The following is a 10,517-nucleotide window of genomic DNA, read 5'->3' on the forward strand; positions in this document are numbered from 1 at the left end:
GATCTCTATTCAACCCCTTACTGACGTTCAAGCTGTGACTGGATTCGTTCAAGAGCAGCATCCCATTCTGCGTCTGGATCATTTCCCTCAATCGCGACATTGGTCAATGCTGTCATCAATTCTTCATGTACGAGCGCATAATTTTTACCCATGTATATAGGCTCTATTGTTTCCGCCGATTCTGCAAAGATCTCCGCTGTGTTTTGTCCACCAAAGTATTCATCTGACGTGTTTAAGAATTCTTCTTCTGTATAAACGGCTGGAGCCGATGGGAACATTCCACTATCATTAAACGACTGAAGCTGTCTTTCAGGTGCAACGAGCCATTCGATAAATTCATAGGCTTCTTCTGGCTGATCAGATTCTTTTGGAATGGAAATATATGAACCTCCCCAGTTCCCAGCTTGCTCTGGCGTATGCACAATTCCCCATTTACCATCTGCGTCAGGCGCATTTCCTTTAATGCTTGCTACCATCCAAGATGGTGCAAGCAAGGCTCCGTAATTCCCTTCAGCCATGTCCGTTCCCCACTCTGGTGTCCACATAGAATTTTGTCCAACGAGCCCATCTTGAATCATTTCAACCGTAGCGTCATATGCTTCTCTCACGTATGGAGATTCATCAATGATCAATTCATCTTCTGTATTGAAATATTGTTCAGGTGCTTGATCTCTAATCGCAGCAAAAAGTGTCTCAGGTGTGTCCACCATGACTTTTCCTGTTTTTTCGTGTATTTCTTCAGCTATTTGCTTAAAGCCTTCCCAATCACTTACAAGTGGCTGCACTTCTTCTGGCTCCGAAGGTAACCCCGCTTCTTCAAACACATCTTTTCTGTAATACATAACCGCTGGACCGATATCAGTAGGCAGTCCCATTAAATAATCACCATCTGTACTTTCTGCAAGATTCCATTTCCAGTCAAGATAATCTCCTTTAACATCTTCTGCACCAAAATCATACAAATTATAAAAACGATCTTGTGCATCTAAAAATCGAGAAATTTGGCTCACTTCAATCATCGTGATATCTGGCGCACCTGTGTTCGTGGATACCGACGTGAACAAGTTGTCATGCATATCTTCCATTTCTATGAAGTTCACATTGATTTTCACATCTGGATTTTCTTCCATGTACTGGTCTGCCAGGTCTTCGTAGTTCGTTGCCCCAAATATCCAAAAATCAAGTGCATCACCGTCCCCCGAAGATCCTTCCTCTGAAGACCCTTCTCCTGAGCATCCCATCAACCCAATAACAGCTGCCGAAACTACAATAGAACCAAAAAATTTTTTCATGTTGATCCCCCTTATATTTGGAAATATTTAAAAGTAACCGATTTCCTAAACAGCCAAAAAAATAAATGATTTTTATCGAAAACGACAATGTAAACGCTTACTTATAATCTATTATAACTTAAAATGTTCAGAAATCAATGAATATTGTAAGTTTAAAAGGTAATCGATTTCCTTGTGGGCTAATACAACTAGGGAAGTCAGGAGTAAATTATTTTTTGACAAAAACATTAGCTTGAATATGAAATTGTAGAGGGGATTTCCGAAGGACTTATTTAAAAGCTCGGTCACTAACAGAAGAAAAACTCAAAATACCTGTGTGATTTTCCAAATCATAGAAACATGACAAAGAAACACAAACAAAAACAGTAATAGAATATTTGAGAGAGACCTAGAGACACAAAGATTTAGAGATTGATTTAGAAGTTTTTGCACCCGAACTGTTTCAACCGCTTATAGACACAAAAAAAGACGAGTATGGATTCATACTCGTCTTTCCTTTCCGTGATCATCACGCTTCTGGTTCTTTATAATCTGCTTGTATCTGTCTATAATGATCATTATCATAGTAAAAATCAGGTTTTAATTTGGCGGGGAAGTCCCCGTAGGTGTTTAAAAAGTCCAACCTTATTTTTAGATCAGGACCAGGGTCTTTTACTAAATACTCACCTTTCAACTGGTATACTCCGCCTATATAAGGAATTCCATTAGGAACGTCAAGCCCAAAATAGTGAGCAGTACTAACTTCGTCATATTCCGAAATAGTGTTTGAGTAACCAATCGCTCCAGATAACGCAAGACTTAATTCTGTTCTAAGTTTCCCCCAATCAGGACCTACTTCTAAGCCTACTGAAACCCCTACTGTTGCAGCCAATTCTAATGCACTTGTTTTATCTACACCACTACTCGAAGTGTAGGTTCTAACAATTCTACGACCAGTGTTATCCGATACAGTAGATCCTAGTATTTCCCAATATCCCACAAATTGAACTTTCGCCTGATCATCAACAATGGGGTGATCTTTATAATAACGTACTTCTATATCTTTCTCCCCAAATGCAGGGTAAATACGTTGAGCGCCAGGGGTATATCTTTCCATTTCATCACGACTAAGCTGCATAATCATTCCATCATCGTCTGGAGAAGTTTTGAAAACATATAAATCAGCATCTGGAGCATGAAGATATAGCTGTTCAGCCGTCATTTCCCTGCCATTTACATCAAATACTAATGCTAAATAATCAATCGGCTCTAATGTTTCTAATGCAGGAAAATCATATGTATTACTAGGAAGTGAATTAGAAAGATAAGCGTCCCAAGGGATTAATTCATCTAATGGTGGAAGCAGTGCTTTATTAACGTTATAAATCTCTTTCAATTCCCCACCTTCAACATAGAAATCTTTTGAACTAACTCGTAGTTCCCCTAATTCCTCTGCACTCACACTATTTGGAATAAGTACAGTTAACAATAATCCTGCAATCGAAAAAAACTAACAAGTAAACTCTTTGCTTTTCTCATTTCTTCCCCTCCCTCTTTTTTATCCTGATTGTTACTTGCTATCAGTAATCTCTCATTATGTCTCTGATAATTATTCCACTTGGTAATCAAATACAGAAGAACGAGATCCATAGTCAAATCTGTCACAATCAAAAATTATAAAAAAGATCGTAACTGTTTTCTATGTCGCGATGGTTCTCAAAAGCATTACGGGCACAAATCAGTGAAGCACATACTAGTAGTTATATTGCCATAATACGCTCTTGTGTCCAGCCAAATGTCCATACCACTAGTCAACTGAAGATTATATCTTGTCCAAGCTACATTGCTGCCATCTTCTATAGGATTCATAATCTTCAATGACTCTTCTTCTATTTGACCAAAATAGGGATCATCAACGTGCGCAGATTCATTACCTGCATCGATGATATAAAGAGGAGCACCGTTAATAAAATTCCAAACTGTTACTTCGTACTCCAACCATAGATCTGGACCAACACCAGCATAAACACTAACCTTATATGTCGTTGCTCCCTCTGGAACTCTAAACGTCCCTCCATGTGGGATTTCAATCGGATTACCAGCAACATCCACCATATCCACTATTTCAATTTCTATCGCCCCTACATATTCACCGTCTTCATCATAAATCATTTCTTCCTGCATACCGCCTTCAGTGAGATTAAATGTTGCAGAAAGATCTACATTCTCAAAGTTAGATAAATCGGGTAATGCCTCCGTACCGGTCACTGCCTTCGTATTCATATTAAATGAAAAAACCGACACTAGTATTATCAACGCTGAAAATAGACTTAACACACTTTTTCTTTTCAAAATCATACTCATCAGTTAATCCCTCCTAGTTTTTCTTTTTCTTCATTATATTGAAATAATTATCCATTTATCACCTACAATGGTAATATGCACTACTGTTTTTATTTTGTAAACGCGCTTTCTTTGCTTAAAACATGCGGTTTACAGGATCAAACCATGAGTCAAACGATACTATATCCTGTCCACCAGTCCAGAAAGACTAAAAAAATTCATTAAAATCTTGTTTCAGCATTTTGAATGACAATCCTCTGTAAAAAAATCTCTACATTATTCAATTATCACTCCCATGCGTACAGCCACCATCTTCATGCTCCACTGTTTTTTGATACGTGAAGAAAAAACTAGAGCTTCTTTGAGTACAATATTTGATTGATTAATAGGCGTATTGTTTAATTTTCTCTCTTCAACTTCACATGGTAGGATTGTGTAATAGGACTCCGACGTGGAAAGGATGATTGAGTATGAAACTGCATTCCGAAAGACTGTTATTTCGCCCATACAATGATAAAGATTTCGAGTTTATTGTTTCTTTGTTGTCAGACCCTGAAATGGTTCGATTTATTGGGAATGGACAGATAAGAGATCGAAATGGCGCAAAAATTTTTTTGGACCGGATTTATACTACATACGAAAGCGGTTCTGATAGGGGATTGATGGTTCTAGTGAGGAAATATGACAACATTCCAATTGGGCATGCTGGTCTCGTTCCACAGACCATTGACGGAGTGGAGGAAATGGAAATAGGGTATTGGATTGCTCGTAAACATTGGGGGCAGGGTTATGCAACAGAGGCAGCGAAAGCTCTTCTGGATCATGGAATTCGTCGATTCGGTAAACAAAGATTTATTTCATTGATTCAGCCTAGGAATTTGGCTTCTCGCCAAGTAGCTAATAATATTGGAATGAAAATAGAAAAGGAAATTGTGTGTTTAGGTCAAGATGTGTATGTGTATTCCATTACATAGAGGCGCGATACGATGACTGGACATAAGGTGATCCTTTAGAGAATTGGAAGAAAACTAGGCATTACGAAAAAGGGTTCTGGTGCAAACACATTTTGATAGAGACATAGAGCTACTGTTTTATTTCTATTGACCATTCATGATGCAATTACAAACAACTGATGGATGAATGTAACTTCATTTCGGGCAGACTCCACCTGTCGGTGATGTTGTCTTTTTTTCACCATGTGCATAGCCTCTATACTGCACCACGATGTATACTATAGGCACTATCACGACCCTAACCGCACGACTATGTATGATTATCACAATCTATAAGGTGCTACATGATACGCTCGTATAAGGCATGAAGTAATACACCATTCACCCATAGTAATACAAGGTTCACAGAGAGTAACACACGACATACACAGCCTCTCAGTACCTATCAATGACTCACATTCTTATAGTGCCTCTCGGTGCTTCTCAGTGGCTTATACTCTATTCTTCAATTCTTTGTATAGCTTCGCCTTTGATACGTCTGTACGTTCTGTTATCTCCTTGATGCTGTACTTACCTTTATCGTAAAGAGCAAAAGCATGATCAATCTTCTCTTGGTTCATAGCAGGACGTCCACCCTTTCGACCTCTCGCTCTTGCAGATTCTAACCCTGCTTTGGTCCGTTCTCTGATTAAGTCAGCCTCCAGGCGAATCCTGCCATCACAGTAAAGAAGAATTTCCCTTGTGCTGTGGTTGTGTGAATATGATCACTGATAAAATTTAAATCTGTGAGAGGCTTTGATTTTGAAAGGGTGAAAGAAAAAAGCACCCCGAAGGATGCTCTAATATTAATCTAAATCATCGAAATGCATTTTAATATCTGTCCAGTACGCTAAAGACTTAATTAATTCAGCGTCACCTTCTCCTATAAGATCAATAGATAGTTCCATTGTTCTCTCATCAAATCTATTATCATCTAACGCTAGCCAAATCATAGTTGATGCACTTTGCCTTCTGAAAAGAGCCTCCGTCATATGCTCAACAAATAAATCAAAGTTTTTTTGTTGATCTTTTTCAAAATCGTTATGCTTATTGAAATCAGATAGATCGACAATAACCTCTTCATACTGCTCGTACAATTCGTCCATACTTTCCATTAATTCTGATTCACCAATAACCCCGTTACCAACATCTTCCCACGGTTTCGTCCATGTTTCTTCCCAAATGCTATCGTAACTATCAAGCACGACTTGTACGAAGGATTTAACATCATCCTTATAAACTTGCATTGCTACCTCTGAGTCATCATTAGACTCTTCCTCAGCTGGTTCAGGCTCTGTAGCTTCCTCTTTCGGCTCGTCAGCAGGTTCTTCCTCAACGTCCGCTGTTTCTTCGCTAGTATCCTCAGCTTCCGCAACCTCTTTAGAGTCGTTAGAAGGATTTAAGATCATCCCCAGTAACAAAAGAGCCGCACCAATCAAAATTGGCTTCTTATTCGTTGGTTCATTCGCTTTCTTTGCCTTTCTAAACTTCATAATACCAAAAATAAGTACAGCAAGCCCAATAGCCCATATTATTGCTCCCATGTATGTATCCTCCTAGATGTCTATATGTAATGAGAAATAAGAGTAACATAGAAAACAGCCTAAAATCACTGTGAAATACTACCACTAAGCCATATATACGCCTCCCGCTGTGGACTAGGCCCTCTAAAAACAAATATAAAACACCAAGTAAAAACCTTCGCTTCAACGAACACACACGAGCACGCAGGCTAACGCCCATAATATAAGCAGACAACCATTTAGCTTTTTTATAACTCTTTCTTAAGTTGCTGTACTCTTCTCATAGAAACGCCCAGCATCTCAGCCAAGTTTCTTGTTTTAGCCTCGGGGTTTCGTTCTAATGCCTTTTGTAACAACCACAATTTATTGTCCGTAACATTTGATTGTTCTTCTAAATACGCTGAGCGAGTCACAGAATTACGTTGTTCACTCTTTCTATCCGTATCTCTGCGTTGCTTTTCTTTCTTTGATCTATGTCTCTATTAAATTGTTTTTGCACCAGAACCCTTTTATGTAATCCTCAATAGTAAAGGGTATTGAAACTTTTCACCATAAAAATAACAAGGTTACTGCTCACTCATTGTTTTCATTTCTTTTATTTTGGCGTTTAATTGCGGTTGTAAAACATTCCTTAATTTACTGAGAAAATCTGTAATACTGTCCTGGGTTTTACTCAACGGTTGTGTATCGGGCTTAGTATATCTAAGTAAAGAATCACGATCTCCGTAACAAGTTTTAATTTCTTTAATTAAATTGTTAATTTCATTTCCTATATCATTTACAGTAGATCCAGTATTTTCAACAGATAACTGTAAACTCCTCATTTTAAAAACTACACTATTCAAAATATCATACCAATCACTTGCTTTTAACTGCAATTCCTCTATTTTCAGTACTAACTGTTCAGATTCAGATCCGCCTCTTGATTTATAATAAATATCACTCAATTTAACAACATAAAAAAAATCATTTAAACATTTATTTGTTGAGAGCACTAGTTCATCTATCAAGTCATAAAACCCCTCAATTTTTTCAACTTGATTACGAAAATAAAATTGTCTCATATCCCTTTTCAATGCATTATTATGCTCGTCTTTTAGAAGGTCTAGTTGAGTCTCACGCTCAGCCTCTATTTGCTTTCTTAAAAGCTCAACTTGAGCCTCTAATTCTTTACTGTGAAGTTCACGTTGAGCCTGTACTTGTTTATTAGTCACAAAATAAACTATTCCAGCACCAATTAGCGCTCCCAAATAACTACCCCAAAACGCAATCCAGGAATCAACAGACCCTAGAGCCCAACTAAATAATGGAGAATGAAGTAAACCTAAAATAACCAAAGGAGCTAAAATTAAACAAAAACCTATTAGTATTTTCAATCAAAATGCACTTCCTATGTATGAATTTAATTATAAAAACAAAAATTGCAACAGTAATAAAACCTATCACATACTCTCACCAATAAAATATACTAACCAAATTGAAATCTTCAAATTTCATCAGATTCAACAACTAAATAACCAAGAACAGTTCCAAAAGTAGCTAACTGTTCCTCTACGTTAAAACTCGCAAAATTTAGAAACATTCTCTAAATCTCCCCTCAACAGTAACCACAGCAGCAGATATAAAAACACTTATAATACGAATATCCATCATAAATCTCCTAAACTATCAGTCATAAAAAAAACAACCCCCCCATAATATAAGGGCGACAACCAGTACAAACTTTTTAACTAGCTCTTAAAGGAATCAATTCTAAATACCGATACACCTAACATTTCCGCCAATTCCTTATGTTTAACATTAGAGAGAAGATCCAAAATGGTCACTAGAATCGGTTATATGGTTCCATGTTTCTACCAGAACGATTCTTGCACCAGAACCCTATAGATCATGTGAACGGTGGGCGAAACGCCAGTGAACAATATGTGAAACCAGGGTGAATCATTGCCGTTGTTTTCGCTGCTTGATTCGCTCACGTAGTTCCTTTATTTTACCTGAAAGAGTAATAGCAGCTGCAACAGAAAGCAGAATCGAAACCACAATGATAATAAAATAGATGGTTTCTTTGACAGTTCCCTCTGGAACATAATGCCTCCACCATAGAAAATACAGCACAATGATGATCAAGAGGGTGTCGGTGATGCTGCTTAGTTTGTTCATAGCGTTGATGAGTTTGTTCATAGTCGTTTGTCACATCCCTTCAAGTGGTGTTTGTTGCAGACGAATGGCAAAGGCCACAGGGTGAATCCTGGTGCTGTTGTGAGTGCAGAAATGGTTGTTAGAACATGGACTCACTACGTTCGTTAGGTCTTCTATGATTTCGCAAGAAGAACACTTGCAATAGTTGAATGTTTTTGTAAATAAAAAAACGTGTTGTAACTCATTTATCGAGTGCAACACGCTTGTATAGCTATCTTCGACTCCCCTTGAGGTATACTTCATTCGATTCTTCAAAACTTATACCAAACTCGTCAGCCACTTCTTGCGTAACGTCATCTTCTTCTTTCAACTCTCCAGGTTCTACATCATAAAAAATTTCGATCCAACGGAAATAAATGTCTAATTGTTCCGCTGTCGGATAGTCTTCTTCTGACATTGCTACGGGAGACTTATGTGTATATTCATAATTTTTATCAATGTAATTTAATCTAGACATGTTATAACCGTTTCCAATTTGCCTTTCATCATCAATAAAGAAAATAACCACGTTTTTTTCCGTTTTATTCTCTTTATCTATCAATTCTTCTGATATTAATTCGATTCCACTTTCATCAATTGTGAAAATTCCATCGGGTATAACCCAATATTCAAACGTACCGTTGTTATATTCGTCTTCTTGAACAATTGAATACCCTGGTACTTCTTCTTTCGTCGATTCTTCTGAACCACATGCGCCTAATAGCAAAGATAGCAATAAAGCGATAAGAATATTAATTTTTTTCATGGTCATTCTCTCCCTCTTGTTAATAAGTAAAAACTGATAATAACATAAATAGCAGCAATCCCAAGAAGAACCAACATTATGAATTTTGAGTCATTCTCTTTAGACTTGCGTTTCCTCAATTCTTGATACAGTTTAGGCTTTGATACACCTGTTTTTTCCGTGATCTCCTTAATGCTGTATTTCTTTGTATCGTACAGATCAAAGGTATCAGCTTGCCCCTTTAGGCTTAGTGACTGGGTTCTTGCTATAGACCGCAAAGTAAATTCCCTTAAAAGGTTAAAATAGAGTTATGCAAAGAACAAACATTATTGTAAAGAGATTTGGTAATCAGTTTGGAAATGTTTTTTTGTAAACTTCAAACCTGTTCGTATCGATAATCTTAAAGTTTGAGGACAGTACGGAACCGGAAAAGGTACAACAATCTACCGATTTACTAGCGACCAGTTTTCATCTTATTACACAAAAATCATTCATACCAATTCAAGGGATGCTATTCATGTTCTAGATGGTTTATTGCATCATGAGACCGACTTAAATATAGAAGAGCATTTCACTGACACAGCTGGCTATACAGATCAAATTTTCGGATTAACTCACCTATTAGGTTTTAAATTTGCACCAAGAATAAGAGATTTGTCAGATTCAAAGCTTTTTACATTAGAAAAGGCAAGCGAGTATCCAAAATTAGAGTCCATTTTACGTGGCCAAATAAATATAAAGATTATTAAAGAAAATTATGAAGATGTTTTGCGATTAGCTCATTCTATAAGAGAAGGAACTGTCTCCGCATCACTTATTATGGGAAAACTAGGCTCCTACTCTAGGCAAAACATTTTAGCCACAGCTTTACGTGAAATGGGAAGGATCGAAAAGACTATTTTTATTCTTAATTACCTTACTAGTGAATCTTTAAGAAGAAAGATTCAAAAAGGCTTAAATAAAGGAGAAGCCATGAATGGACTCGCAAGAGCTATTTTCTTTGGGAAACAAGGAGAACTTCGGGAACGAACTATACAGCATCAACTACAAAGAGCTAGTGCTCAATGCCATTAGTGTATGGAATACTCTACATCTGACAAAAGCAATGGAATACAAAAAAGATTTAGGGGATTTTAATGAGGACTTGTTACATCATATGTCTCCTTTGGGATGGGAACATATAAACTTACTGGGAGAATACCATTTTAATTCAGAAAAAATTGTCTCAGTAGATTCTTTAAGACCATTAAAGCTTTCTTAACGTTGTTAAAAATGGGGGTATCATCTAGAAAATGTGCTTAACGTTGTAAATTCGCATTTTCCTGACGATACCCCATTTATGGCAAACAAAAAACACCCCGCCTACCAATTCGAGGTGCTTCCCTTCAATCCTTCTTAAATTTCGGTATCTAAGGAGTAATGACAAGCCGATAAGACCCAAATAAAAACAGGCTATCAAAATCCT

The 10,517-nt window shown here is 37.2% G+C and carries 9 protein-coding genes and 1 pseudogene; 2 read left to right on the forward strand and 8 right to left on the reverse strand.

The annotated features are described in order from the left end of the window. Positions 1-17: 17 nt before the first annotated feature. From AB1471_RS13410 to AB1471_RS13420, 3 genes are all read right to left on the reverse strand, one after another. Complete coding sequence (locus AB1471_RS13410; protein ID WP_367780279.1) at positions 18-1,292, reverse strand: ABC transporter substrate-binding protein; 1,275 nt, start codon at positions 1,290-1,292, stop codon at positions 18-20. 508 nt (positions 1,293-1,800) lie between these two features. After that, entirely contained in the window at positions 1,801-2,760 is a 960-nt protein-coding gene (locus AB1471_RS13415; protein ID WP_367780280.1) for a hypothetical protein, read from the reverse strand. A gap of 236 nt (positions 2,761-2,996) precedes the next feature. Further along, positions 2,997-3,635: a hypothetical protein gene (locus AB1471_RS13420; RefSeq protein WP_367780281.1), complete on the reverse strand. Its 639-nt coding sequence runs from the start codon at positions 3,633-3,635 to the stop codon at positions 2,997-2,999. 449 nt (positions 3,636-4,084) lie between these two features. On the opposite strand from AB1471_RS13420, the gene AB1471_RS13425 reads away from it, so the two are divergent. Further along, complete coding sequence (locus AB1471_RS13425) at positions 4,085-4,588, forward strand: GNAT family N-acetyltransferase (RefSeq protein WP_367780282.1); 504 nt, start codon at positions 4,085-4,087, stop codon at positions 4,586-4,588. Between the two features lie 470 nt (positions 4,589-5,058). On the opposite strand, the gene AB1471_RS13435 is transcribed toward AB1471_RS13425, so the two are convergent. The 5 genes from AB1471_RS13435 to AB1471_RS13455 all read right to left on the reverse strand — a co-directional run bounded on the left by AB1471_RS13435 (position 5,059) and on the right by AB1471_RS13455 (position 9,073). Beyond that, the gene (locus tag AB1471_RS13435) at positions 5,059-5,187 is read right to left on the reverse strand and encodes a helix-turn-helix domain-containing protein (protein WP_367780283.1); all 129 of its coding nucleotides are present in this window, start codon (positions 5,185-5,187) and stop codon (positions 5,059-5,061) included. A 225-nt stretch (positions 5,188-5,412) separates the two neighbouring features. Continuing rightward, positions 5,413-6,150: a hypothetical protein gene (locus AB1471_RS13440; protein ID WP_367780284.1), complete on the reverse strand. Its 738-nt coding sequence runs from the start codon at positions 6,148-6,150 to the stop codon at positions 5,413-5,415. Positions 6,151-6,695: 545 nt separating this feature from the next. Then, positions 6,696-7,505 carry a hypothetical protein gene (locus tag AB1471_RS13445; RefSeq protein WP_367780285.1) on the reverse strand — a complete coding sequence of 270 codons (810 nt, stop codon included), beginning with the start codon at positions 7,503-7,505 and terminating at the stop codon, positions 6,696-6,698. Positions 7,506-8,070: 565 nt separating this feature from the next. After that, positions 8,071-8,310 carry a hypothetical protein gene (locus tag AB1471_RS13450; protein WP_367780286.1) on the reverse strand — a complete coding sequence of 80 codons (240 nt, stop codon included), beginning with the start codon at positions 8,308-8,310 and terminating at the stop codon, positions 8,071-8,073. A 229-nt stretch (positions 8,311-8,539) separates the two neighbouring features. Beyond that, complete coding sequence (locus tag AB1471_RS13455) at positions 8,540-9,073, reverse strand: hypothetical protein (RefSeq protein ID WP_367780287.1); 534 nt, start codon at positions 9,071-9,073, stop codon at positions 8,540-8,542. Between the two features lie 420 nt (positions 9,074-9,493). On the opposite strand from AB1471_RS13455, the pseudogene AB1471_RS13460 reads away from it, so the two are divergent. Beyond that, positions 9,494-10,313 (forward strand): annotated as a pseudogene (locus AB1471_RS13460) (Tn3 family transposase). Positions 10,314-10,517 lie beyond the last annotated feature (204 nt).

The organism is Jeotgalibacillus marinus (assembly GCF_040801915.1).
GTDB lineage: Bacteria > Bacillota > Bacilli > Bacillales > Jeotgalibacillaceae > Jeotgalibacillus > Jeotgalibacillus marinus.

Bases quoted from the DNA above. Each gene is read 5' to 3' on its own strand.
- AB1471_RS13410 (WP_367780279.1), bottom strand. From the start codon at position 1,292: ATGAAAAAATTTTTTGGTTCTATTGTAGTTTCGGCAGCTGTTATTGGG.
- AB1471_RS13420 (WP_367780281.1), bottom strand. From the start codon at position 3,635: ATGAGTATGATTTTGAAAAGAAAAAGTGTGTTAAGTCTATTTTCAGCG.
- AB1471_RS13425 (WP_367780282.1), top strand. From the start codon at position 4,085: ATGAAACTGCATTCCGAAAGACTGTTATTTCGCCCATACAATGATAAA.
- AB1471_RS13435 (WP_367780283.1), bottom strand. From the start codon at position 5,187: ATGAACCAAGAGAAGATTGATCATGCTTTTGCTCTTTACGATAAAGGT.
- AB1471_RS13440 (WP_367780284.1), bottom strand. From the start codon at position 6,150: ATGGGAGCAATAATATGGGCTATTGGGCTTGCTGTACTTATTTTTGGT.
- AB1471_RS13450 (WP_367780286.1), bottom strand. From the start codon at position 8,310: ATGAACAAACTCATCAACGCTATGAACAAACTAAGCAGCATCACCGAC.
- AB1471_RS13455 (WP_367780287.1), bottom strand. From the start codon at position 9,073: ATGAAAAAAATTAATATTCTTATCGCTTTATTGCTATCTTTGCTATTA.